General features: G+C 58.2%; 26 protein-coding genes. 8 read left to right on the plus strand and 18 right to left on the minus strand.

Going from position 1 to position 24,680, the window contains the following annotated elements; translation table 11 throughout:
- Positions 1-33 precede the first annotated feature (33 nt).
- Both QMG79_RS15715 and mobC read right to left on the minus strand, forming a co-directional pair.
- Entirely contained in the window at positions 34-1,674 is a 1,641-nt protein-coding gene (locus tag QMG79_RS15715; protein WP_283539569.1) for a relaxase/mobilization nuclease domain-containing protein, read from the minus strand.
- Positions 1,674-2,069: a plasmid mobilization relaxosome protein MobC gene (gene mobC / locus QMG79_RS15720; RefSeq protein ID WP_283539570.1), complete on the minus strand. Its 396-nt coding sequence runs from the start codon at positions 2,067-2,069 to the stop codon at positions 1,674-1,676. The genes QMG79_RS15715 and mobC overlap by 1 nt, the downstream gene beginning before the upstream one ends.
- A 226-nt stretch (positions 2,070-2,295) precedes the next feature.
- Here mobC and QMG79_RS15725 point away from each other — a divergent pair, with 226 nt between their 5' ends.
- Positions 2,296-2,601, plus strand: coding sequence for a hypothetical protein (locus QMG79_RS15725; protein WP_283539571.1), 306 nt, complete (start codon positions 2,296-2,298; stop codon positions 2,599-2,601).
- Positions 2,602-3,261: 660 nt separating this feature from the next.
- On the opposite strand, the gene QMG79_RS15730 is transcribed toward QMG79_RS15725, so the two are convergent.
- From QMG79_RS15730 to QMG79_RS15750, 5 genes are all read right to left on the minus strand, one after another.
- Positions 3,262-3,525: a ParB family protein gene (locus QMG79_RS15730; RefSeq protein WP_283539572.1), complete on the minus strand. Its 264-nt coding sequence runs from the start codon at positions 3,523-3,525 to the stop codon at positions 3,262-3,264.
- Between the two features lie 2 nt (positions 3,526-3,527).
- The gene (locus tag QMG79_RS15735) at positions 3,528-3,956 is read right to left on the minus strand and encodes a P-loop NTPase family protein (RefSeq protein ID WP_283539573.1); all 429 of its coding nucleotides are present in this window, start codon (positions 3,954-3,956) and stop codon (positions 3,528-3,530) included.
- Between the two features lie 29 nt (positions 3,957-3,985).
- Positions 3,986-4,201: a hypothetical protein gene (locus QMG79_RS15740; RefSeq protein WP_283539574.1), complete on the minus strand. Its 216-nt coding sequence runs from the start codon at positions 4,199-4,201 to the stop codon at positions 3,986-3,988.
- Positions 4,198-4,467, minus strand: coding sequence for a glutaredoxin family protein (locus tag QMG79_RS15745; protein WP_283539575.1), 270 nt, complete (start codon positions 4,465-4,467; stop codon positions 4,198-4,200). Before QMG79_RS15745 ends, QMG79_RS15740 begins: the two co-directional genes overlap by 4 nt.
- A gap of 1,058 nt (positions 4,468-5,525) precedes the next feature.
- Positions 5,526-6,887, minus strand: coding sequence for a ParB/RepB/Spo0J family partition protein (locus QMG79_RS15750; RefSeq protein ID WP_283539576.1), 1,362 nt, complete (start codon positions 6,885-6,887; stop codon positions 5,526-5,528).
- Between the two features lie 468 nt (positions 6,888-7,355).
- Here QMG79_RS15750 and QMG79_RS15755 point away from each other — a divergent pair, with 468 nt between their 5' ends.
- Positions 7,356-7,568, plus strand: coding sequence for a hypothetical protein (locus QMG79_RS15755; protein ID WP_283539577.1), 213 nt, complete (start codon positions 7,356-7,358; stop codon positions 7,566-7,568).
- 254 nt (positions 7,569-7,822) lie between these two features.
- Here QMG79_RS15755 and QMG79_RS15760 read toward each other — a convergent pair whose 3' ends face one another.
- Entirely contained in the window at positions 7,823-7,972 is a 150-nt protein-coding gene (locus QMG79_RS15760) for a hypothetical protein (RefSeq protein ID WP_283539578.1), read from the minus strand.
- 184 nt (positions 7,973-8,156) lie between these two features.
- Positions 8,157-9,176, minus strand: a complete 1,020-nt coding sequence (locus tag QMG79_RS15765) for a DUF4192 family protein (protein ID WP_283539579.1) — start codon at positions 9,174-9,176, stop codon at positions 8,157-8,159.
- Positions 9,177-9,679: 503 nt separating this feature from the next.
- Between QMG79_RS15765 and QMG79_RS15770 the strand changes: the two genes are divergently transcribed.
- Together QMG79_RS15770 and QMG79_RS15775 are read left to right on the plus strand one after the other, a co-directional pair.
- Positions 9,680-9,949 (plus strand): hypothetical protein, encoded by a 270-nt coding sequence (locus tag QMG79_RS15770; protein ID WP_283539580.1) that lies wholly within the window; start codon positions 9,680-9,682, stop codon positions 9,947-9,949.
- A gap of 770 nt (positions 9,950-10,719) precedes the next feature.
- Positions 10,720-11,772, plus strand: a complete 1,053-nt coding sequence (locus tag QMG79_RS15775; RefSeq protein ID WP_283539581.1) for a PDDEXK nuclease domain-containing protein — start codon at positions 10,720-10,722, stop codon at positions 11,770-11,772.
- A 478-nt stretch (positions 11,773-12,250) separates the two neighbouring features.
- Here the strand turns inward: QMG79_RS15775 and QMG79_RS15780 are convergent, their stop codons facing one another.
- Genes QMG79_RS15780 through QMG79_RS15790 form a run of 3 tightly spaced genes read right to left on the minus strand, consistent with a single transcriptional unit; the run spans position 12,251 to position 13,700 of the window.
- Entirely contained in the window at positions 12,251-12,703 is a 453-nt protein-coding gene (locus QMG79_RS15780; RefSeq protein WP_283539582.1) for a hypothetical protein, read from the minus strand.
- Positions 12,700-13,140 (minus strand): helix-turn-helix domain-containing protein, encoded by a 441-nt coding sequence (locus QMG79_RS15785; RefSeq protein WP_283539583.1) that lies wholly within the window; start codon positions 13,138-13,140, stop codon positions 12,700-12,702. Before QMG79_RS15785 ends, QMG79_RS15780 begins: the two co-directional genes overlap by 4 nt.
- Positions 13,141-13,172: 32 nt before the next feature.
- The gene (locus tag QMG79_RS15790; protein ID WP_283539584.1) at positions 13,173-13,700 is read right to left on the minus strand and encodes a hypothetical protein; all 528 of its coding nucleotides are present in this window, start codon (positions 13,698-13,700) and stop codon (positions 13,173-13,175) included.
- A gap of 556 nt (positions 13,701-14,256) precedes the next feature.
- Here QMG79_RS15790 and QMG79_RS15795 point away from each other — a divergent pair.
- Together QMG79_RS15795 and QMG79_RS15800 are read left to right on the plus strand one after the other, a co-directional pair.
- Complete coding sequence (locus QMG79_RS15795) at positions 14,257-14,574, plus strand: hypothetical protein (RefSeq protein WP_283539585.1); 318 nt, start codon at positions 14,257-14,259, stop codon at positions 14,572-14,574.
- Positions 14,571-14,882, plus strand: coding sequence for a hypothetical protein (locus QMG79_RS15800; RefSeq protein ID WP_283539586.1), 312 nt, complete (start codon positions 14,571-14,573; stop codon positions 14,880-14,882). Before QMG79_RS15795 ends, QMG79_RS15800 begins: the two co-directional genes overlap by 4 nt.
- 1,754 nt (positions 14,883-16,636) lie before the next feature.
- On the opposite strand, the gene QMG79_RS15805 is transcribed toward QMG79_RS15800, so the two are convergent.
- The 6 genes from QMG79_RS15805 to QMG79_RS15830 form a co-directional block, all read right to left on the minus strand.
- Entirely contained in the window at positions 16,637-16,924 is a 288-nt protein-coding gene (locus tag QMG79_RS15805) for a hypothetical protein (protein WP_283539587.1), read from the minus strand.
- A 3-nt stretch (positions 16,925-16,927) separates the two neighbouring features.
- Positions 16,928-17,059, minus strand: coding sequence for a hypothetical protein (locus tag QMG79_RS15810; RefSeq protein WP_283539588.1), 132 nt, complete (start codon positions 17,057-17,059; stop codon positions 16,928-16,930).
- Between the two features lie 429 nt (positions 17,060-17,488).
- A complete protein-coding gene (locus QMG79_RS15815; protein ID WP_283539589.1) occupies positions 17,489-18,889 on the minus strand; it encodes a CoA transferase in 1,401 nt (466 codons plus the stop codon).
- Between the two features lie 430 nt (positions 18,890-19,319).
- Positions 19,320-19,457, minus strand: coding sequence for a hypothetical protein (locus tag QMG79_RS15820; RefSeq protein WP_283539590.1), 138 nt, complete (start codon positions 19,455-19,457; stop codon positions 19,320-19,322).
- A 995-nt stretch (positions 19,458-20,452) separates the two neighbouring features.
- The gene (locus tag QMG79_RS15825; RefSeq protein WP_283539591.1) at positions 20,453-21,037 is read right to left on the minus strand and encodes a recombinase family protein; all 585 of its coding nucleotides are present in this window, start codon (positions 21,035-21,037) and stop codon (positions 20,453-20,455) included.
- Positions 21,038-21,613, minus strand: a complete 576-nt coding sequence (locus QMG79_RS15830) for a hypothetical protein (protein WP_283539592.1) — start codon at positions 21,611-21,613, stop codon at positions 21,038-21,040.
- Between the two features lie 342 nt (positions 21,614-21,955).
- Between QMG79_RS15830 and QMG79_RS15835 the strand changes: the two genes are divergently transcribed.
- On the plus strand, positions 21,956-23,476 hold the full coding sequence (locus QMG79_RS15835) for an N-6 DNA methylase (RefSeq protein ID WP_283539593.1): 1,521 nt from the start codon (positions 21,956-21,958) through the stop codon (positions 23,474-23,476).
- Positions 23,469-24,674: a restriction endonuclease subunit S gene (locus tag QMG79_RS15840; protein ID WP_283539594.1), complete on the plus strand. Its 1,206-nt coding sequence runs from the start codon at positions 23,469-23,471 to the stop codon at positions 24,672-24,674. The genes QMG79_RS15835 and QMG79_RS15840 overlap by 8 nt, the downstream gene beginning before the upstream one ends.
- The last annotated feature ends 6 nt before the right edge of the window (positions 24,675-24,680 follow it).

Genomic DNA, 24,680 nt, shown 5'->3' on the forward strand with positions numbered 1-24,680 from the left:
TTCCCCTTAGCAATTGGTGGTGCGCTTGGTCTCTTATCTGTCCATGCCCGGGCCGGAACTATCCCGGCTCGGCTGGTAAGTCTTGGCCGGTGAAGCTTTTGTCACCGTGCCCGGAACGACAATCCCCGAACGTGGTTGCGGGAAGCTCGTCTGCCGACGGCTCCTGGACTCAGCTGCGGCTTTTTCCTCAGCAGTCAGAGGCTTCTCAGCAACCGCCACAGCACTCTTAGGCATCGTCGCTGTGAACGGGCCAAGCTGGTCCTTGATCACTGAACGGATGCGTTGGGCTTCACGGGTCCGTCCGGACTGTTCGTGCATTTCATAAACGGCGAACGCGGTGTTGATCAGCTGGATCATCAGCGCGGCCTGGGCCGCTGTTTTGCTCTTACTCGACGCGGCCATAAACATCATTGCCGTACCGGTGATCGACGGCATTGCTACGGGTTTGCTGTGATCCTTGGGCGCACGAAGTTGTGCTGTGCGGGAGAGTTCAGCAGCGGTAGCAGCAAGCGGTCCTGGTGTTGCTTCAAGCCGGTAGGACCATGCGGCGAACGCACCGGAAACCTCCCGTGCGGCTTTCGCCCAGGTGGCGTGATCATCACGTGGATGGGCGCGGAGTTTGTCCACCAGCGCGTTGGCGTTGCGGGTGAACTCAACCCAGTCGCCCTCACGCGGAACGTAGTGCTCGGCACCGTTCCTTTTCACGGTGCGTTTGTTCCGTGCGGCGGCGTTCCATTCCGCTGCGGCATCTATCGCTTCGGAGCCAAGATCGTGCCATCCCTCACGCAAGGCACCCAGCTTCAAATCCGATGCGAGCGTGCCGCCACCAAACCATACGGGGCGCTCTCCATGGGTGGGGCGTTCGGCTACCGAGTAGCCAATGATGACGTCGGTGGTGTTCTTCGCGTACCTCGGACGAAGCAGCATTCCGGTGTCGCGGGCACGGCGCACAAACTCTGCCTCGGAGACAGCAGCCGATGAACAAGCACGCACTTTACGGGCCAGGGAAGAACGGTGCATTTCGCGTTCATCCCGGACCGCTGCGCCCTTTTCGGCCTGCCCGTAGCCGCGTGTGGCGTGGATCGTGGAGAGCTGTTCCAGGCCGTACTTTACTTCCAGCTCGCGGCACGTTTGCTGGGCCTTCTTGTAGTCCCCATGGGTGGAGGCTTTCGTGCCGTCCTCGCGCACGAGAGAGACAGCTAAGTGGATGTGGTGGTTACCGTTCTCAGAGGTTCCGTGGTTGATCGCAGCCCACCGGCACTGTGCTTTTCCGCTGGTCTCCGTGAAGCCCATGGAGTCCACAAAGTCATTGGCAATATCGCCCCACTGCTGATCTGTCAGCGCACCTTCTTCGGCGCGCAGACTCAGCGAGCAATGCCACACATGCGCATCCTTATGGCCGACCGCAATGCGTTCCTTCTTCACGGGGTCCCAGTCAAAATCCTTGACCTGAACTGCAACGCCGTAAGCCTTGCGGGGCCGGTCAAGGTGCTTGGCAATCGCCAGCGCATCCTCGCGGTCAAGCGTTGAATCGTCGTACCACGCCATAAGCGCAGAATCCCCGGCAACAAGGTGCGGGTCCGTGTGCGCGTTCTTTGTCCGGTCTGCGTCCGTCGTCGTCAGGTAGATCATCAGACCACCCATGCGCGAACCGCGTGTGATGTTCGGAATCATTACGGCGTCAGCCCGTCAATGGCTTCGTCAATGCGCATCGCCACAGAACGAATGTGGCGCAAACCCTCAGAAGCTTCTGCCGGAAACTCCCCCGTCGCGTTCGCCTGGCGAGCGAGCTGGTTGATGTTGTTCGAAGAACGAGCCAGCAACAAATGAAGCCTCATCAGCTCCGCGATGATCGCCCTGCGCTCCGTCGGAGAATCATTCTTCTCAGACAGTGCCGACGAAATCAAAAGATTCGGGACAGTGACCTTCTCGCGTTCAGCTCTCGCAACGAGAGCCGCCTCTTCCTCCACCGTGACCCACACGTCGCGACGCTTCTTGGAACCTGCCGGAGTGTTCTCACGACGACGGCGAAAAAGCTTGGAACGGCCAGAGCCTTCCACTTCACTCATCCTCGAAACCTCCCTCAAAGGCCCAGCGCAGCGACCCCGAAACCCGGGGACCACACTGACAAGTGTGCCGCAAACAGAACGCAGTGTCGAGAGCGACAAGCCACTTACACCCGTGTAAATGTATAGCTTGCTCCGCACGGTCTGCTTTTGGTGTTTTCGCGCCCTCTGCGGGCGACCGGAAAAACTCGGGTTCCCTTGGGTCCGAAACCCTCGGTAGGCTCGGGGTATGGACATCAACGACATTGCCGCACAAGCGGCCGCGAAGATCGACGCCGCCCGCGACCTGAAAGTTCAGGCCGTCAAAACAGTCGCCGCCTCGGGCGTGCGCGTCACCGAGGCAGCCGAAGCCCTTGCTGTTGCCGAACAGCAGTACGCCAAAGACCATGCAGCGGCGCTGCGTGCAGAGTGGAGCGAAGCTGACCTACGCGGGTTCGGCATCGCCTCACCGACACGCAAGAGTGGCGGGCGTCCACGCGGCACCAAAACCACACGCAAGGCATCCGAAGCTACACAGGTAACATACGAAAACTAGGTGTGAGCTGAGAAGGGGTTTACGTTGCCCCTCGACGCCCATGGGCACGGCAAAAGCTAAACCTTCGGGCTTTTCCCGCACACATGGGGACGACGGGACCCAACTAACCGACTGCACACAACCACCACCTCACCGTGGGCAGTACAGCTCACCGTTGCGAAGCCGTGGCTGTGCACAGTCTCCACCCAGCGCGGCAACAAACACGGACCAGTTCCTCATGGACCAAGACACGCCCCAGCCGGGAAACCACAAATACTACTTACGTCTTTTCAGCAGGGATGACAGCAGACAAAAGAGGGCCACACTCTAAGGTGTGGCCCTCTGCGTTTTCAAACACTCAGCTCCACAAAAGGTATGCGCAGTTTCGGCCTTAGAGGCCCGGCATCTGTGAGGCTGTGCATGATCGCCGGCCACCTCCCGCAGCGTGCGCTCCCCTGGTTCCCTGGCGATTGTGTGCAGCCGGTCCAATGGGTCCCGCCGTGCACCTGTGGACGGGAGGGCCAACAGACAATATCGGCACATAGTCATGTGACTGTTTTGTCTCGAATTTCAGCCGCCCACGTACCTGAGCAGCGGTTGGTAACTTCTCGCCGGTCAGCCGTGGAAAGATCACTGCCAATGGTGACCTGGCGAGCGAATCTACAGACCACGCTCAGCAACCTATTTACGGTCCTCGCTCGCTGCGGTTTCGGCGCGAGTCCGCCGGCCAGGGCGGGCCGTTCCGGCGGGGACGGGATCCCAGGGTTTGCCGTCGTTGTGTTTGCGCTGGAGTCTTTTGATTTCGCGCATGGTCGCGGCGACTACCAGATCCGACAGGGACGCGTACCTCTCGGCATGACCGACGGCCTGCAGGGCTGCCCGCACCTGGTCCGCCTGGTCCTGGGTGAAGTACGGGGTGATATGTGAAGTCGGTTTCGTCGCCATGATCAGTCCTTGGATTCGGTTTCCGGCCAAGGGTGCAAGGTCCCGGGCCACTGTCCGTGGACGATGGAACGGCCATTGTCCATGAACCACACCTCGTGGGAGCCGGAGGCATGCGCGAACGCGGCCAGCGCAAGGTCCATCAGGTCCCGGTCCAGGCCATCCATGAGTTCCCCAATGCCCACCGGGACATTCGTGGCCACGGAGGCGGCCAGCATCAGGAACCGCCGTTCCCCACCGGAGAGCGCGCCGACGTGGTTGGGGATTTCCCCGAAGTCGATCCAGACTTTCCGGCTCATCGGATCCTCATCCACCCACGGGTTGCCAGGTTCAGCGAACCGGCCCTCGAAGGCACGGATCAGCATTTCAGTTCCCGCTTCCAGGGTGTAGCTACCGTAGACACGGGCGCGGAGCTCGTCGTGAAAGTCAGTCATGGCAGGTTCTCCCCCGTAGTGGTTCGGTATCAGTGTCGGCGTGCAGGCCGGCGGCAGTGCCCGTCATCATTCTCGTTGCCCCTGACAGTGCCCTGGGCCGGCTGGACCGTGTAGTGGTTAATGATGGGGACATGGATGGTTCCTGACTGGTTGGCTTCCAAGCCAAACCAGTCAGCATCTGTAATCCTTCGCGGAGACAGGGCAAACCGGTCAGCGCTGCGCTGGTACTCAACCATGACACTCACGCAGCCGTTGCGTGGTTCATGACAGCCTGAACCAACTTGTCCCGACGTAGCCCTGCCCAGTGATCCTGGGCATCGGCAGCACTGACCACGACAGGGGCCTGTGAATATCCAAGTTCAGCGGTGATGTATTCAAGGGCGGCAGGGTTCTCGGTGATGTCGATAGCCGTGTAGGTGATGCCCTTGGCCTCGAAGTACGCGCGGGTCTTCTCGCAGTTGGGGCAGGCCGGCTTGGTGTAGACCGTGTAATCGGTGGTTGGAGAAGTCATTGTCAGTACCTGGTTTCGTATGAGTTTTAGTTGCGTTCGACTGCTTGACTTGATACTTCTATTCTAGCAATTATTGACCTGAATAAACAGGGTTTTAGCCTTTATTCTAGACGGTTTAATCCCATTTCTAGGTGCCTATTTGGGGTGGTGGGTCCGTCGTTTTTGTGGCGTGAGCCGCCCTGTTCGTGGTCCTCGAAAAGAGAGCATCGTGAAGACCGCACCGCGCACCCAAACCTGACCGTTGGCGCGTTCGTGGCCATGGCGGCTCCGGTGGATGGTCCAGGCATCTTTTGATCGTTGGATCTTTGAGGTTTGGGGTTTGTACCCGAGCATTTTGAGAGGCTGTCCATGATCGCCGGCAGACCTGTGGTGAGGTCCTTCGATGGTAGTGACCTGGTGGTTGTGGTCAGCCGGACTTTTGGGTCCCGTCGTCCAGGTGTGTGCGGGAAAAGCCCGTAGGGGTGAGCTTTTGCCGTGCCCAGGTGGGCGAGGGGTTGGCGCCGTGGTGGGGAGTGGTGCCCATTGATCTTCTCTTCGTCGGCAATTATTCTAACGAAATGATGAATCTGAAGAGGAAGCTTGCGTCCGCTGCTGTTGCTACATCAATGCTCGTTGGAGGAGGAATCGCTGTCGCTCTGCCAGCTCAGGCTGCTGAGCGGCACGTGTACTGGCATGGTTCAAAGGCTCAGTGTGAAGCAGGATTGAATGCTGCGCGCCCAGGTTTTGGTTCTTTCGTGCGCCTGGTTGAGGGCTGTGTTCCTAATGGGAACGGTTACGCGTACACGACTCTGTGGCGGTAACTGCTGCGCTGTACCCAGGGTGAGGCTAAGGATGTGTCGCGGTTTATTGGCGGTCCGTCGCTGGTGAGTCCGCACGTGAGGTGGGCCCTGGTGCGGCGGACCGCCCGCGTTTTCAGCGGTTCCTGTGCCCTGTTTTCCCGGCCCGGTGTTTTGTTGGGGGGCATCGGGGATGTTCGGTTAGAATAGTGGGAGAAAAAAGCCCGGAGCCTAGATAGTTCGAATATCTAGGGTCCGGGCTTTTTCTATGCCCGGTGGGTGTTACTTGTCGCTGTCGATGATGATCTGCTCAGTCTCGGAGGCGGTGTATCCCCAGAGAACGAGCTGGTTGAGGTAGTCCCGGTGGCTCTGGTGGGGGGACCGCCATGAGTCTTTGGCGATGGTCTTTTCATATCCTGCGCAGATCAGGGCGATCAGTGAGAACTCGGGCCGGGTCGTGGTTTTCGCTACGTGCTCCCGCAGCGGGTTCCACGCCCACGACTTCTCTCCCTCCATCTTGGCTCCGGCCATGGTTGCGGCCACCTCGCCGTCGTAGCCGCTGGCTACTTCGCTGTGGTGGGTGATGGCGTGGATGGTGAAGTACTGCCAGCCTTTGGGGGCTTGCTTCTTCGCCAACAGGCTGGTGACCCATTCTCGGCGGACGGTCGTTGCTGAGACCATGAGCTTGTTGTTCTCGATCAGGGTCCTACGTGTCTCTTTTTCTTCATCGGTCATTGGTCCTTTCGCTGCCGTGGTTTCCCCGGTGTAGCGCTCCCGCTTGGCGGTAAAGCCAAGTGCTTCAAATCCTGCAATGACTGCTGTGACGCGGTGGTTGCCTTGGTAGTCGGTGGTGATGATGACCGCGTTCGCATCGTCCTCACTCGCGTCTTGCCCATCAGCACGCAGTGCGTGGGTGGGATAGATGTTGTCCTCTCCTGCGTAATAGCTTGCGTCCTGAACAATGGTTTTGCCGGTCGCTTCAATTTCCGCGATCAGTGCAGTAAGTGCTGCGGCCTGTGCCCTGCGGTCCCTGAATTGTTGGGCGACGTGGGCGAGCTGCTCGGGTTCATCAGCGATAACGGACTCGATTTCCTCGGTAGCGTCCGTATCTCCTTCGAACTCAGCGAGTATGAGTGCTTCTTCGATGGTGCATCCCTTGCCCAGCGCGGCGGTCCCGGCATCGGATGCTTTGGCCTTCAAAGCACCCTCGACTGCGGTCTTGGTCCGTCCGGTTTTCTTGGCGATCTGCCCGGCTGTCACGCCGATCAGGGAAAGTTGGTGATAGGCGTCCGCTTCATCAGCGTCGGTCAGGGCCGAACGCTGGATGTTCTCCACTACCTGCGTGATGATCCGTGTCGCTTCTTCCGGGGAGTCCATCACCATGACCGGGATCAGGTTCCGTCCGGCTTCGACGGCAGCGCGGGTGCGGCGCTGTCCCATCAGCACGTGCACGGTGCCATCGTCCTTACGATGGGCGATCACCGGTTCCAGCACGCCGTGTTCCTTGATGCTGGCAATGAACGAGGTCGTCAGGGCTGCGTCCTTGCGGACGTTGACGTCCACGCTCAATGTGGTCGGATCGATCCATTCCAGCACCGGTGCGGTAGCGGTTGTGGTGCTCTGCTTTTCTGCGATTGCGCTCATGTCTGTTTCTCCTTGTTTCATCGATACGGGTGAGGGGACGGTGCGAACCCATGCCAGCTACTTGGCCCCTCCCCGTTGTTTTTTGGTTGCTGGCAAGCTTGCTTGCTCGGGGTCCGACGGAGCCCTGTCTACCTGTGGCAAGGTGCGGGGGGATTCGCGGAGGAAATAAGCGACGCAGGAGCGCCGGAGCTGATCGTCCGCACCGCAGGCCCCGGAGGAACGAACGGGGCTAGACGGGGTGGAGCGGACCCCTAAAATCCGGAGGACAGCAACCACAAAACGTCGAAGACGTAAGAAAAAGGTGGGGACGGGCAGGAGCTCTGCGACGGACCGACACCACCCAAGAGCCGGACCGCGCCAGCGGGACGCCCGTTCTTCCTTGTTGAAACCGATCCGCAGACCAGGGCGAGTGGCACCGAGCTGCGTGAACACCCCTGCGATCATCGTCCCTGGCCTAGGCTGAATCGTATGGAACGTAAGAAGAAGCAGGTGGTGATTGGTGCGCTGGCATCAGTCGTTTTGTCTGTTGTGGGTGTCGGTACTGCTCTCATAGCCGACGGAAGCTGGGTGCTCATCGGTAATGCGGTGCTTATCCTCATGGGTGCCGCTTATGCCGCAGTAGTCTCTATCAGCGGTTGGCGTGAAATACATGGAGCGACCGAAGCAGATCCGCGCAGATAGCTATACTTTCCTGAGTGTAAGGATCCGATGATGCCGGGGGAACTGACGTGAGCGATTCAAAAGAGCTATTTGCAATGATCGTCTTTGCTGTTATCGGCCTCGTTGGCATGGTGTGGGCCACGTGGATGCACTACAAACATTGGACCAAAAAGTAAGAGCCGGCACCTTGGTAGGTGTCGGCTCTTACAGTTTTTCCCTCAGCAAAAGGAAATCTTTTCCCGGGCAGTAGTGCTGCTGCGCGGTGAGTTTGGGGGTTAGTAGGGCTGTCCTGCGTTTTTCCAGGTCAGATCCACCGGGACCTTTTTGGGGTCGTTGTCCATGAGCGCAATTTCGAGGTGTTCCTCGATGGCAGTGATGCTTTCGGGTGCGGCGTCGGCGACCGTGAGGATGAATCCGTGGCTCATGGTGTTCCTGCCTGGTTGGTGGTGTTTCCACTCTAACCCGGCAGGTGGTGAGGTTTCTTGTGGGGTGGTGCTGCGCCCGCGCGAGCGTTACCGGCGGCCGGAGGAGCTTGCGGGGGAGGCCGCCGCCACCCACGTCCGCGGCGGGACCGAACCTGTTGGCCCGGTCCCGTCGCGTCTGTGCTGGTTAGTTCAGGCGCTGGTAGGCGGTGGCTGGGTTCGTCGCTACCTGCGCGACGGTTCCCCGGTTGATGAGCTCGCTCAGGAGTTCCGCGAGGCGGTAGCTGCCCGCGTCGGTGGTGGCAAGGTTGAAGTGTTCAGCTGCTACCGATGAGCTTCCTTTGAGGTAGTTGATCCAGCCGATCAGGCTCAGCAGCGGTGCACGGTATCCGTGCGGTGCCAGGGGGATTAGTTCTTGTGCGCGGGCTTGGGCTTTGTCCACGCGTGACCAGTCCGGTGCGATTCCTGTACCGATAAGCAGGTTCCCTGAGTCCTCAGCGTTTTCAAGGTCCGGGTCGATGATGTTCACCATCAACGCATCCCGTAGTGCCGGGATCTGGAACGCTGCCAGCAAGCTCACCGCGTCAACCTCACTCACTGCTTCCTCTGTAGTGAGCGCAGTGGCCCAGAGTGAACGGGCCTTGGTGAAGTCCCCGACGTCCAGCCATGTGGTGATGTCGATGAGGTTTCCCCTTTCTTCATCCCCAGCGTACGGCGGGTAGGTGATGGGGGTGTTCTGGTTGTAGGAGCTGCCGCGGTAGATCAGTTCGGAGTTCAGCGCGCTGTCGGTAATGGTCTCCAGAGGGTGTGGTTCACAGCATGCGGCCTCGTCATCACAGAGCAGGTTCTGCCAGTGGGTGGGAGTGACCAGCCACCCATCTTTTACGGGTGTGCCTGCGCTCTCGAATACCTCGATGATCGCTTCAACGAATCCGTGGAACGGGCGCGGCGCGTCCTGGCCTGTCTGTTCTGTGTAGATCACCAGCAGGGCACCTGTCGCGGCCGTATCAACGCCGAGGTAGTCGCGCATGGCATGGGCGAAAGCGAATGGCTCCGAAGTGCTCGGGGCGTCCACCCGTAGGGTGGCGCCGAGCTTGGTTCCCTGAAGACTCAGGAAAACAAACGACTCGGACGGGACTTTACCCAGAGTATGAGGAACGAAGCTGAGAATATCGGCCGGGCCGGTAGCGCGCAGTGAAGCAGTCATAGTGTTGTGTCCTTTGCTGAGGAATGAGGTGAGGGGGCAGCGTCACTGTGCCAGCTACTGCCTTTCTTCCCCCCGTTGTTTTTTGGTTGCTGGCAAGCTTGCTTGCTCGGGGTCCGACGGAGCCCTGTCTACCTGTGGCAAGGTGTGGGGGATTTGCGGAGGAAATAAGCGACGTAGGAGCGCCGTAGCTGATCGTCCACACCGCAGGCCCCGGAGGAACGAACGGGGCTAGACGGGGTGGAGCGGACCCCTAGAATCCGGAGGACAGCAACCACAAAACGTCGAAGACGTAAAGAAACAGGTGGGGGCGGGCAGGAGCTCTGCGACGGACCGACACCACCCAAGAGCCGGACCGCGCCAGCGGGACGCCGTAGTTGTTGAGTTTTCCCATGATGCGTTGACGACGTGGACGCAGCGTTTATGGCTGATTCTTGCGGTCGATGCACTGAATTGGTGAGCAGCTTAGGGTGAGGTCATGATCTATTTATACGGAGCGTCACGTGGTGGATAAGAGAAAAGTCGCGGTTATCGCCCTGGGCGTTGTTGTCGCAGTGATTGTGGGGGTTGTTGTTGGGTGGGAGTGGGTCGCCGGTGTTCTTTTGGGTTCAGGTACCGGGCTAGGTGCGTGGCTTGGCGTGAGGTGGGGCAACAAGCGGGCTAAGGAAATTGAGCAGTATCGTGAGCAGTGGCTGAATCGGCGGGCGAAGCGCAGCGGTCCTCTGCACGTCTCGGATGGGGATTCCGAGAGCGAGGACGTGGGCAGGCTTGGGTGATGCGGAAGTGGGTATTTTGGTCGCGGTCGCTGGGGCTGGGCCTACCTGGTGGGTAGGCCCAGCCGGGGGCGTTTAGTCCTGCCTGTGGGTGGACGTGTGCAGGATCCTATAGGTCGCGGTTGTCGCGGCCAGGTCGATGAGTGAGCAGGTGAAACTGATGATGGTGAACGGGTCCATGACTGTTTCCTCTTCGGTGAGGTGACGCGAAACTTGGAAGGAGACCGGCGGCCATAGCCCTTGTGGCTATGACCACCGGATGAGTAGGTACACCTTCCTTGCTTTACGCTTACGCTTCCGGGGTGCAACCCGGGGGCGTTTGCTCGTTAAGAGCGCGTTCCGCGTGGAAAGTAGAGCGATGACTGCTGTGATCACGTTGACGACCGATGTCGTGAACTTGAACAGCTCATCAGTGCTCATGTAGCAACCTCTTTCCCGCCCCTTTCGTTCGAGGCCCCCTGAGTCAGCCGGTCGAGGGTGGGCGCTCAACCCCGAAGAGTGAGCTCACGATCCCCGCGAAATAAGGGAGCGAAGCGACCGCGTGGGGGTCGTGTCCTCGCGTGGGTTGAACGCTCGGGCCCCCGCCCCGCTAGGATCAGGGACCTTGTACGGAGAAGAACCCAGCCCGATGTAAGGCCAAAGTGAACAGGCCGGACATGGGCGGAGCTCTGCGACAACCCCGGCCCACAGCCGGACCGCGCCACCGGGACGCCCATTTCTCGGGTGGAAGCGGATGCGGGAATCAGTCAAGGCCTGCGGCTACTGTGGGAGCCATGCCTGACATTGAACCCAAACTCCCCGGAGACTACGCCGAGGCTTTGACGGCGTTGAAAAGCCTCGTACGGGATGCCCAGCATCGGGCTCAACGGGTCGTTAATACAGCCATGATCGAGCTTTACTGGAACATCGGTCACACTATTCTGGCCAGACAGCAGTCCGAGCAATGGGGGAGTAAGGTCCTCGAACGGCTTGCCCGCGATCTGCGCTCAGAGTTTCCGCATATGAGGGGTTTTTCCCGCACCAACCTCTACAACATGCGGGCCTTCGCAGCTGCATGGAACAACGCGGAACCAATTGTCCAGACACCGTCTGGACAATTGAGTTGGAGCCACAACGTTGCACTCCTGAACAAGCTCACCGACCACGAACTCCGTCGATGGTATGCCAACAAGACCCTCGAACACGGCTGGTCAGTTGCTGTCCTCGAACATCAACTACTCACCCAACTCCACACCCGCGAAGGGGCTGCGCCAAACAATCTTGAAGCGCGATTGCCAGGCGAAGGGACTGCCTTGGCACGTGAGGTAGCAAAAGATCCGCTAGTGCTCGACTTCCTGGGCCTCACAGAAGAGGCCGAGGAATTCGCCATCGAGCAGGCCATGACGCTGCGAATGTCCCAAACCCTAGCTGAATTCGGCAAAGGGTTCGCGTTCTACGGCCGCCAGTACCACCTCGATGTAAAAGGCGAAGACTTCTACATCGACCTCCTGCTGGTCCATGTTCCCACTAACAGGTTCGTCGTTGTCGAACTCAAAACCGGCAGATTCAAACCCGAGCATCTCGGCCAGCTGAACTTTTATGTAGCCGCCGTGAACGACCTCGTGAAGTTCCCAGGCATGGCGCCTACCGTGGGAATCCTTGTCTGCGGGTCCAAACACGAACCAACAGTGCGCTACGCACTTGATGGATCCTCACAACCTGTGGCCGTGGCGTCATATACCTATGAGACCTTGCCGCAGAAAGAACGAGAAGCTCTCCCCTCACCTGAAGCAATCACAGCCGCCCTCGAACAGCGTGCTAACGACGGTCTACCCGACGGTGAATGACCTATTTTCTAGGCTCCACCCTCGAAACCGGCTGTCCAGCGACTGCCGGATAGGGGCTCCTCGATTACGGACCGCACAGAAGTCGCAGCGTATCCTCCAAAGTCCTAGATTGTCATAACGTTCGCTATCGGCCAAAAATGTCCAGCCGGGAGAGTTGCCTCCACGTGGACGTTGACGAATATGGGGATCAAACTCTGGAGGGGCTGCTTCTGCCAACGGCCCGGTACCCACCCCGTTCATGGAACGGGGTGGCAAACCGTCGAAAGCCTGCCCGGAGGAATTGGCGGATGGCAATATAAGCTTCAACGATGCCTAATGCGACACAGATTGGAGGCACACCCGCTAGGAGCTCGTCAGGACAGGCCCATACCCTCAAGCTTCAAAATCAACGTTGAGTGCACGAGTTTTTAAGGCTTTGGGTGGGGATGAGCTACAGAGAATGTCGGACCTTAAGTTGATCCGCGCACCCAGGGAAAATTTAAGAAGAACTGTCAACCGGGCCCAATGAAAACTCTCCCTGACGAAGAACCCCAAGGATAGGGACCTCCAGCTCAAGTCGCGCAGCCATAGAACTAATCGCCTCGCGTACATATGGAAAGGCGGCCATAACAGCGACCTTCTCAATGAAATCGCGTACGACTTCCTGCTCTAGGTCATACTCGACATTCGACGTGTAGCGGGTCGCTAGCTCAACGTCGTACTGCGCCTGGGGGTGATCTACATGCACCCTGAAGCGCACCTCGATCGCTGACGGGCCATGGGATTCTTGAACGCTGAAGTTGACGTCAGCAGAGGAAATATCCTCGTTGGCTGAACGAGAATCCTCCCCTTGTGGCTTTGCCTGGCCCGATATCTGGAGGTACTTGACACCCACCAATTCGACATTGGACACCAGTTCCCTTACGTCTGGCTTGGAGAACGTCGGCATCATGCGCCGAGCGCAAAATCACTACGGAGTGATTCAGCAGCCAAGAACATCTGGCGACCTGACCGTCCATTTCCAAAGTTCAATTCCGTGACTCGGAAAGCATTCTCAGTTTTGAGAAGCGGAATCCACTCTGAACGGCGGTGATCCGTCAACTGTCCACTATCAGCTTCAACTTTGTGCGAGATCAAAGCACCTACTGCATGTGCATATTTCCTGATCGTCGAGAGTTTCGGATCATTACCATGACGTTCGAACGAGGCAATGTTTGCCTGAGTGACCCCCAAACGATCCGCGACCTGTTGCTGTGTCAAGCCGGCTTCCTTGCGCACGCGAACCAGCGAGCTCAGAAGTTCAAGATGTTGCTCGGCAAGATACTCGGCGCGCCGCATCGAAGGTGATTCGATGTCTAGTCCTAGGCTGTCGGCCAGTTCTTCAAACATAAGCTCCAGCTTATGTTTGAAGAACGTGTGGGTCAACCAGTCGGTTCTCTAGAAGCCGCTTCCCGCCGCATGTTGTCGATGGGCCGGTTACCCCATTGGAAGTTTCGGCCTCTGGTGAAGCGCTCATCGGCTTCTTGGATCAAGCTTGTCTGAGCGTCGAGAGTCTGTTGGTGATCCTCCTGGATCTCCTTCATATGGCACAGCAACAAAACAACTTGAAGAACGTTTTCGATAGGCTCGCCGTGATATTGACGAGCTAGGTCCTCTTCGCCGAATGGCTTTGTCTCCCAAATCTCCCCATGTCCGCCGTTGACAGGGAAGACATCTCGCTGGTCATCTTCATGCAGGAGAGTCCCGGCAGTCATGCGCTTCACAAAGGCCACGTAGTCCTGGAACCGGATTTCGGTCAGTTCCTTCGTCGAAGCCGCGATTATGTGTCGCTGTTCGGCAACGAGATCGAAGGGTTCCGCCCGGGGGGCATCCTCCCACTCCTTGCAAGAAATGATGTCGTAGCCAGCGGCGAAGGGTTGCATCACACGAGGAGGCGGATTCAGGCTCAAGCGGTTTCCCCAATCAGTAAGCGGCCGACCTATCCAGCATAGTTGTGCCGCGCTTACAGGTGGGGCCAATCCCATTCAGGCACCCAATGTAATTCAACTGCTACGGCCGAACATGTCGACACCATCGTCGTTCGCCTTGGATGAATTGGCCAATTCGTCCACTGGCGACCGTGCCGGCCCAATTCAACCACTAAGTTCAAAGCGGCGAGGGTGACACGGCGCGGGAGCGCATCACGACGACCCGCCACGGCGTCCAAGGGCACACCTGACGATGCATCTGAAGCAGTACAGAGGGGCTTACCTTACATAAGATAGGTTATCGGCGTTTTGCTAAGCGTAGGAATGAACGATATTTCTGCCTAAAATTTCCGTTCCGGCCCCCTTGCCGATCCTTGTCTGAAGCGTGCCCTTGAGCATGCGCGCGGTGCCCGAACCGTTCGGCGGCCTCGGATGTCAGAGCCTGCGGGCATAGTGAACGACTGTAAGAAAATCGAAACTATGTTCTTTGCTTTCCGGTGTTATAGGTACACCAGTTCTAACAAGGGTTATCTCTCAGGTGGATCGGGATCAAATCAAGGCACTGCAAGCGCGGTACTCCCGCCGCTCCCTGCCTATAGAACTCACCCCTGAGGAACTGGACCTCGCCAACGACCCTGCCCAGACCGATATTTACGGGATTCCCGTCAAGGCGTGGATCAGGTTTAGCGACTGTGCCGAACTCGTGCAGGGTGAGGCGCACTCCTGGACTTCCAAGGCTGTGCACGTCACCTGGTACGACGGGCCCGTGATCTACCGGACGTGGGTATGGGCCTCAGCCGTCACCAGGGAAACACTCAAGCAAACAACATTGGGTGAAAGGACACGCAAGCCATGACAGCAGTACACGACGAAACAACCCTAGAAACACCAGTAGACGTGCGGTTCACTCTCGACGGCACTCCCCTGGCCATCCGCCACGACGGGCGCATCTGGGCCGTGGCAGCAGACCCGCTGCGCTGGTTCGAGCGCGAACCATGGTGGCACACACAGACACGGGCACCCATCGGCGTGGACGTCGTCAACGTCAAAGTCTGGCGCGTACAAGTACGCATCAACACAGCCTCCCCGCTGCGGACCATGGAAATACGCCGCCGCCCACACTCCCCTAGCTGGGTGCTGACCTCCATCAATGACGCCGTGTGAGGGAGAAGGATTAGCCGGTGGCGTGGGCGTGAAAGACGAGACGAACTATGAGAACGCCTGTCGCTGTGGCTACTCTTGCCCTGTACATCCTCCTCGGACAGTACATAGAAAGCCCCAACTCTCCCCCCTGACAGTTGGGGCTTTCTGCTGCCATGGACAGGAACCGCCTTCTAAGAAAAAGGCCGGCTGTTCAGCGGTCAAGGCGCCCCACACCAAGACAGCGTTGAACCTCAACTCTTCCCCAGCAAGTTATAGAGTCAGCTGGTGAAGGCCCCACACGTAGCCGCGATCGCGTTCGCTGCCGAGAACACCAACGAAGATGGTTCTCTTATGGGCTTTATCGAGCTAATAGCTGCCTCGCTACTGCTACTGAGCGGAGTCTGGTTTTTCTCAAGAAGCAGACGACGGAACAACCAGAAAACACGTTTAGAGCACGAGCCAATACTCCAGCTTGAACGATCTCTCGAAAAGCTCCCCACCCCGATACCTGCTTCTGTAACACCCCATGGGCTAAGGCCTACTCACCAGCGCGCATCGAAGCGATTCCTAATCCTGACCAACAGTGGAAGCTCCACTGCGTACGACGTCCGCGCACGGGTAAACCAATGGGACTCAGCAACCAAACGTGATCGAAACTTTGCACGGATCCGCGCATCACACCACGTGAAGCTAGGCCTCCTCACACCCGCTGATCACTGCGTAGAAATCATCGTGAAATACACAACATCAGATGACATAAGACACGAGGCCAAGCTTCAGTGGCCTGACCAAGATCACTAGCTCACACGGTCCTAACGTCTCCGAAAAATGAGACCATCCGACAAGGACCTCAGAAGCTGCCAGGAATGATCTGGCTCCACGGGCGAAGGCTGTAGAACCCACCCCTACAAGGGGTATGTGGACCCCAGCAAACCGCTCAAAAAACCGTTTCCAGACACACCCCAGAAGCGACTTGACGAGTCTTCAGAGAGTCACTATATTTTTTCTCGTAAGAAAAAGAGAACGGATGTTCCCCCGCAAGAAGTACCTCTAATTGTTTGTCCAGAGGGGGAAGAACCGTTGCACTACAACCGGTCATCAGAGCACAACAGATGACCAAAGCAGTACCAGCAATACCAGGCCGTCAAGCACGAGGAGACGGACACAGCACCATCCAGTAACACCTGGTCATTCGACAGCTTGAGATGACCAGCGCACCATCAGTAACACGCACCATCCAGTAACACCTGGTCATACGACAGCTTGAGATGACCAGCGCACCATCAGTAACACCTGGTCATTCGACAGCTTGAGATGACCAGCGCACCATCAGTAACACCTGGTCATACGACAGCTTGAGATGACCAGTGCACTATCAGTATCGCGGGGCGGGCAGGTAGAGAGCGTTTTTTGCTCTCCTTGCCCGCCCCTTACCAATTAAGGCCTGCGGGGATACCAACTAGCTGAAAGCCGATGCCCACACGGCCACCAACACCGTTCCAGTTCCTTGGAATTGGAACACTCCCCCCACGGCACCACTCCACCGCTGGCAAAACCGCTAGATTCCGCGTCATACGACCGTCCCAAAATCTATTCCACAACACTCGTCGCAAAACTCTGCGCGGAACATGTTTTCGGTACGGTGCTGGAATGGATATTGGCTTGGCACGGCAGAGCGGACGCCTAGAATCCCGAGGAATCTCAATGATGTTGTCAACGGATGCTGGCCTTTCGGGTGTTCCGGCCGGTTCGCAGCCGGGGCACCCGAGGTGTTTCTAGGCCGTCCAGCCGGGGTAAGGTTTGCGGTCCCGCGCCGGGAGCCCGGCGGCCGTGGCGGGGAGGTTGTCCGGGCCGTCGGATTGGCCGGATGCCCAGTGGAAGAACACCTCCGTGGTAATGGCTTCGAAGCAGACGTCCTGGGACCGGAACCAATGCGTGGCGGTGTCGCCTTCGTCGTAGGTTCCATAGCTGAACAGCTCCTCGTTCCGGGTGCGGGCGACGGCGAAGATGATGTAGAGCCAGGATCCGGCGTCCCAGCCCTGGCTGCCCCAGTTCGGCAGCACGGATCAGGAGGTGCCTTCGAGGGTGTCCATCCAGTCGTACCCGTCCCCGGCCCGGTCATCGGCCGGAAGAGCCGGGGCGGTGACCGGTTCCGCAATATCGGCTGTGACCGTCCGGGTCATGGTTTGTGTGGTCATGAGGTGGGGCTCAGTTTCGCTCGGGCAGGGCGGGTGCCTTGAGTACCGGCTTCCCTCTCCCCCACCATGTTTTTTGCCTGCTGGCGGAGCACCGCGTAGCTGTGCCCGACGGAGCCGGGGCAACCCGCAGGGCCAGCAGCGGATGGTTTGCGGGAGGCAATCAGCGCAGCGCCGACCACAACCCATCGGTTGCGTGGCCGGTTCGCAGGACGGTTGAGCCGGTGGAGCGGGCACGTGGGATCCAACGGACAGCAGCAAAAGAGAGAAAATGCTTCTACTGCCCGAGCGCAGCGAGGCCCGTATCCGGCTCCGGTGGGACACTCGCCGGAGCGGTTCGCGTGGACGGCGGATTCGCTCCCTCTCCGAGGGTGGACTGACGTCGATGTCTAATGCCAGGTATGAACGATGCGCCTCGGAGAGGCAGGATCGTCATCTCCAGATGGGAATGTCCGAGCCGTACCTGCGCGGGGGCCAAGGGTAGGTCACCGCTTTCCCGTTCAGGTCGAACGGCGGCTGGGCGTAAACCAGTTCACCATAAGCACTCGGGACTCTCGCCAGACCCGGATCCCCCAGGTTCTCGACAGGTGCGTCTGGAATCGGGGTGGCAAACAGTGAGTCGGACGTCCGGAGCAGGGATAGACGCGCCGTTCCGGTGACTCCTTCTCTGGCGCGTGCGGCCACCAGGGCGACGGCCGCCGCGGCCATCCCGTATCCCGTCGCATGGTCCAGGGCTTGCACCGGCAACGCACCGGGCCGGCCGTCCTCGTCGCGATACAGGTCGGCGATCCCTACAGCCGCCTGGACGATGCTGTCGAACCCGCGCCTGTTCGCCCACGGGCCGGTCTGGCCCCAGGCGTCCAGCGTCACGATCACCAATCGGGGATAGCGTTCACGCAGCTCCAGCGGTGAGAGCCCGAAACGGTCCAGACTGCCGTTGCGATAGCCGATCAAGACGACATCGGCGGCTTCGAGCAAAGCGTGGGTCCTAGAGGCTTCCTCGGCGTTGGTGAGATCAATGATGGCTGACCTTTTGCCAAACCCCGTGTCCACATGTTGGCTCAACAGCTCCGGCATTCCGGGCGGATCGACACGCAGAACGTCGGCGCCCCAGGCCGCGAGCGTTCGCGATGAGGTCGGCCCGGCGACGACCCTGGTGAAGTCCAGTACCCGAAGCCCAGCCAAAGGCCTCTCTGCACCGTCCGTCGGTGACCAGCACCCGCCACGGACCTTCCGTCCTCCGGCGGGTGAGAGATCGAACGTTGCCCAGTTTTGCACTGATTCCGTGGGGGTAGCCATGGATGAACTTACCCAGCCTTCTCGTGTCCTGACGGCGGCTGCTATCCCTCCGGCGGCACAGATACGCTCCTCAGCCTCGAACGCCGGCATTTCCAACAATGCTCCAGCCACTCCATCGACGGTTCTGGCTCCCAGAGCCAGGCTGAGGCGGTGCGCATGGTGAGGATAGTTAGCATGAGTCCGCACCCAGCCGTCAGACGTTGGAAAGAATCCGGACAGGGCCGCGAAACCTTCGGGTTGCCTGCCGTCAATCCTCAAGTGCCCCAGTGAGTTGAAGGCAGCTGCCACCCGGCTGGAATCAATAGTGACAGCTAGAGACGGACCCGTAAATTGCTCAATGGCGGCCGCGCTGACGGCGACAGAAGCCAAGGCGAGACCCTCGACGTCCAAGGGTCCACCCCACCATCGCCGCGGACCATGCCATGACGGCAGCGGCCCAGGTGGTTGAAGTCCTTCCCGCGCAAAGCTCATGGCGAGCTCGGGGAGGCTGGCACCTTCACCGGACTGCTGCGCAGCTATTTGTGTTCTACCCATAACTCACAGAGTGCCAGATGATTTGACCGATCCCAGTCAGGTACCCCCCGCCCGCTACCGGTGGTGGGTACATCACCCTCAGGTACAGCAACCACAAAACGTCGAAGACGTAAAGAAACTGGTGGGGGCGGGCAGGAGCTCTGCGACGGACCGGCACTACCCAAGAGCCGGACTGCGCCAGCGGGACGCCGTAGTTGTTGGGTTTTTCTATGATGCGTCGACGACGTGGACGCTCTTTTCAGGCGTCGAAGACCATCGCTGAGGTGGGGACAATGTTGGAGGCGTAGCTGTGGCCCTGCAGTAGTTACTGCAGGGCCACAGCTACGAATTACTTTCCGCTACTTAGCGGAGACCACATGTTTCGTGAAGGGGTGTGGGTGATCAGGTGATCCCCAGGAGAAGGACTCGTCGTGATCTTCTGATGTCTTGATCACTTGGTACCCTTGCCTTTCTGGGACAGTGCGCTGCCAGCGGCGGTTTTTGCGGCCTTTGACGAACTTGGGCTGCGCAGGACTTTACTGGCAGCTTTTGCTGCGGTGGAGCTGGTCTGTCGGCTATTTTTAGCCATGATGTGCCTCGGATTCATGATGATTGGAAAGGGGCTGGGTGTGCCCTCCGAGCCGAGCACTCGGAGAGCACACCTCATACTCAACGCCTAGCGTCGGACGGGGATGATGCGAATGGTCCGCTTGATGCGGATCCGCACAACACGAGTTGCCATGATTGGACGTCCTTTCCGGGATCACCGGGAACACGGTGAGCAGCGACTTTGACAGTCGCTCAGAGCGCTCGTAACCTGTTCTTACATTCCTCTTCTACGATGAATGGTCAGAAACTTAGCCGTGGTCCGTACCGCATTCACTCTGAGTGCGTGGTGCAGATCCTCTAATTTTTTGTCCGAAGCGCTCTAACGGTCTAGACACCGTTGGGGCGCTTTTTTGTGAGATCCACCATGTAGTGGATCTTCCAACAAAAAGCCTACATGTAGGGGCTGACATGCACCGCGACCCCTAGATGATGTATTACAAGTATGTCATTCTGTGCAGTTTTAACCCACAGGGCCGGGGTCCTTAAAGCACCGGATTTCCGCAGTTTAAGGTGTGTTCATCCACACCCTGTGGAGGAGTTCCCCACATTTTTTGCTACCCGCGTGTCGTGCCCGGCGGCGTGTCGTTATGTGGCGGGTGTTTTCCTACCGCTTGCCAGGATTTTTACGTTCTTGGTTTCGTGAACTTCTGTGACTGTCAGACCTGGGGTTCATACTTGAAGAGGCCGCCGGTTAGAACTGGTGTTCGTAATGAATTTTTGCTGTGGGTATATATGTTCTAAAGGTGTGGGCGGTGAATGCGGAGCAAAGACCTGCATTACAGGCCCGGTATGCCCGTCGTGCCCAACCTATCGGGCTTACCCCCGAGGAACTGGACTTCGCGAACAACCCTTCCGAGACGGACGTCCATGGGATCGGTGTTCGTGCGTGGATCAGGTTCCAGGACTGCGCCGAACTTATCGAAGGCGTCGCTCATTCCTGGACAACGAAAGCTGGTGGATTAACAGTCACACATACTAAACAGGGGGAATTTGTAGATCTTTACGCTGCCTTGCAAGCTCACGGACCACAGTGGCCTCGCTAACGTCAATGGCCTTGGCAATATCGCCGATGGTTTTCTTCTTCGCCCTCATGCTCCGGGCAACATCGGCCTTGTCCGGGGTCATCTTCGTAGGCCGCCCGCCAACTCGCCCGCGAGCCTTAGCTGCCACCAGACCTGCCATCGTTCGTTCCCTCAAGCGATTCCGTTCGTACTCAGCGATCGCTGAAAAGAAATGGAACATGAGTAAGCCCTGGGACGTCGTTGTATCCAGCCACGTCTCAGTCAAGGACCGCAAGCCAACATTCCGCTCATCTAGAGCTTTCACGATGTTTGCTAGGTCAGCTGTGTTCCTGCCCAGCCTTGAAAGGTCGTTGACCACCAAAACGTTGCCTGGCTGTAGGTGGTCAAGGCAGTCCTGCCACTCGGGCCGGTCGGCCGTGGCACCTGAGGCAAAGTCCGTCCATATCCGAAAACATCCGGCCTCGCGCAAAGCATCATGCTGCAAATCAACGGATTGATCAGTGGTACTGACCCGGGAGTAACCCAACAAGGTTGCCATCTAAAGACCAACTCTCTTGCTATCCATACCCAAGATCTTTCGTATCAGGCCGCCCGCACTGGATTCTTCTTCAGCTATGCCGAGTATTTTCGTTAATGCCTTCTTTCGGTCACTCTCTGCCAAGCGCATCAGCATCTTGTGCCGTTCGACCCTTTCCAGCAAGATAGCTCCAGAAGCCAGCATCCCCAGGGCCAATACAGCTGTCGCAACGAAGGATGCTGTATCGAGCTCGCCGCCGGTAACGGGCTTTATCGCGTACACGATGAAAGTTCCGATGCCGATAATAAAGAAGATTGCGGGCTGCCAGAAGTCGGTGACTGTGGGCGATGCAGCTCGCAAAAATATTCCGGTCTGATAGTAAGCAACATCAGCCAAGCGCCGTTGCAACAACTTCCTATGCTCTACATCCACAGGATCATCCCCCTGAACCGGGGCTTTCTCATACGCCTCAGCCAGCGCTAGAGCGTTCAGCGCATGGGTATAGGAACTCGATCTCACGTTGAAGTGCTTGTAAAGACCAAACAAGGCAGTTATCAACGCACCCAGCCCCAACACCACTTGAAGAACTGACGGCACCCCAGCACCCATCAAAAACCATCTCCCCACATGTTTTGACTAACACCCAATAATTAGTTTTCGTAGTCGAGTTATGCATGAGTCTAGCATCTGGAAAGTTGCCGAAAACAAAGGAGTGTCAAGAAACATCGAAAGCAGAACATTCGCACCCTCAAAAACGGTCGTTATTGACTGCATGGACTAAGGAAGACCGCCATATTCTCGGAGCAGTTGCCACCCTAGGTTCCGCGATGGCCTTGAGCACGGTGCCGTGTTCACTCGCTGAGGGCCGAGTGCGGCATAGTAGCCAATAGAATCAGCGGGCTTGCGCTGCCACGATCAATGAGACATGGAGAACAACCAGTGACCCTTAGCTCCACCGAGCCGCAGCATCTGACGCAGCGTCAGCTTGAAGCCGCAATGTTGGCTGCAGCGAATGCCCTCCGGGGGCCTGTGGACCCGGGGGACTTCAAGGCTTACGTCTTCCCAGTCATGTTCTTCAAATGGATTTCGGACAGCTGGGACCACGAGCACACCCGGGCAGTTGCGGACTTCGGGGATTCGCTCACACAAGAGATTGAAGCGGATTACCACGCGTTCGTCATTCCGGACGGGTGCCACTGGGCGGACGTGCACCAGACCGCGCAGCAGATCGGGGCGAAACTCAGTGAAGCTCTTCAGCGCATTCAGCTGGCAAATCCGGACACCCTTTCAGGAGTGTTCGGCGACGTAAATTGGGCCAACAAAGAACGCCTTCCGGAATCGGCTCTAACCAAACTTTTGGACGTCTTCCACCCTGTCCGACTTGATGCGGATTCCGTTAAGGGTGACATGCTCGGCTCTGCTTACGAGTACCTGCTGCGGGAGTTCGCTGAAGGGTCCGGCAAGAAGGCCGGGGAATTCTTCACCCCGCGTCATGTCGTTCACCTGCTGGTGAAGATCCTGGATCCCAAGCCCGGCGACTCGATCGCCGACCCAGCATGTGGCTCCGGCGGCATGCTTGTCGAGACGGTTGCGGCTGTCCGCGTGGCCGGAGGAGACCCGCGGACACTGCGCCTGTTTGGCCAGGAAATCAACCTGACCACATCCGCTATCGCGAAAATGAACCTATACCTTCACGGGCTGGAAGACTTCCGGATCGTCCGTGGAGACACCTTCCGCGAACCTAAACTTCTTCTCGACGACGACGGTCTTCAGCTGTTTGATATCACCTTGGCTAACCCGCCGTTCAGCCTGCAGAACTGGGGAGCCGATGCCTGGGCAAAGGACCCCTACAACAGGGCCTCATACGGCGTCCCCCCAGCCAAGAACGGGGACTTTGCGTGGATCCAGCACATGCTAGCCACAATGAAGCCTGGGACAGGACGGGTCGGCGTCGTTATGCCGCACGGCGTCTTGTTCCGCGGCGGCAAAGAAGCCGGCATCCGCGAGTGCATCCTCAACCAGGACCGTCTTGAAGCGGTCATTGGACTGCCCAACAACTTGTTTTACTCCACGTCCATCCCTGTGTGCCTGTTGATCTTCCGCGCCGCGAAACCCGCCAGCCGTAAGGACCACGTCTTGTTCATCGACGCGACCAGACGGTTCGTGGCCGGCAAGAACCAAAACACCATGTCCGAAGAGGACATCGAAGTCGTCAACGCCGCCTACAAACGAGGCGAAGTCATCGACGGCGAAAGCGGCCTCAGCTTGCGGCTGGTACCGATTACCGAGATCATCGAGAACAATTACGACCTAAACCTAGGAAGGTACATCCAGGGCGAAACCGCCGCCGAAGCCAACGTGGAGGAAGCCCTCATCCTCATGCGTGAAGCCCAAGAGCGGCTCGCCGCCACCCAAGCTGTCTTGGACGAAAAACTGAAAGCAGCGGGTTTCAATGTGTGATGCCTGGCGGGAAATTCTACTGTCCGAGGTCTTCGAGCCATCTGCTCAACGACTTGGGCGTTACACGAGCGAACCAACCGTCTTCTCCATCTCGAAGTATGACGGATTCGTCCCTGCCGATGAATATCACGGGCGGAGAATTGCTTCCGCAGAGTTAGACAAGTACAAGGTTGTTGACGAGACCGACTGGGCTTACTCAACAATCCATATCGATGAAGGCTCAATCGCTCGAAATGGGTCTGGACGGGCCGGCGTTGTCAGCCCGATGTACACGGTCATGCGGTGGATCGGAGAAGGGCACAATCCCCTCTATTTCGAATTACTGCTCCGCAGTACGGAGATGCTGCATCGGTACGCAGACAACGCACAGGGAAGCATCGATCGTCGCCGGAGCCTGCCCTGGAAGACGTTTGCAGCGTTGAGTGTAGTTGTACCGTCGTTCGATGAGCAGCGGCGCATCGTGGACCTAGCCGCTTCATTGGATGACACGATCGAGGCCGCTGACCACGCCGCAGCTGTGCAGCGTTCTGCCTATTCAGCAAAAATTCAATCGTTGCCCGGGGACGCTGCTCCGCTGAGCGAACTACTCCTTGCTATAGATGCAGGCAAAAGCCCGAAAGGTGAGGAGCGGGTGCCAGAAGGGAATGAACGAGCCGTACTAAAGGTCAGCGCGGTAGGAACATGGGGATTCGATGTCGCCAAAGTTAAGACAGTATCGAAGGCGACGGTTCTCGACGAACGAACTCGAGTGCAAGCTGGCGACGTTTTGATGGTTCGCGCCAATGGCGTTCTGTCGCGTGTGGGAGCTGTCTGTCAGGTCACCGAGGCGCCAGCTAACTACTATCTTTGCGACAAAACGTTGCGACTCGTTCCTAACCGGGACAAACTTGACGCTGAATGGCTGGTCGGATATCTCAGGTCCTCTGAGGCCCGCTCACAAATTGAAGCCTTGACGACCGGGTCCGATATGAGGAACATAACTCAATCAGCCATCAAATCGATTCGCATTCCAAACCCGGGTCTTACCGTTCAACAAAACGTCGGCTCATTTTTCGGCACTCTCCTTGTCCAAGCGGAGGCCGCATCAGCCTATGCTGATTCGCTCCGCCACCTTCGTTCCGAGCTTCTGACCGCGCTGCTGGCGGGAGGGCATGAGATTCCGTCCACATATGATGAGATCATGTCCGCGGCCGTCTAGCTGCGG

Origin of the sequence: Pseudarthrobacter sp. PS3-L1 (genome assembly GCF_030063285.1) — a bacterium.
In the GTDB taxonomy this organism is placed as follows: domain Bacteria; phylum Actinomycetota; class Actinomycetes; order Actinomycetales; family Micrococcaceae; genus Arthrobacter.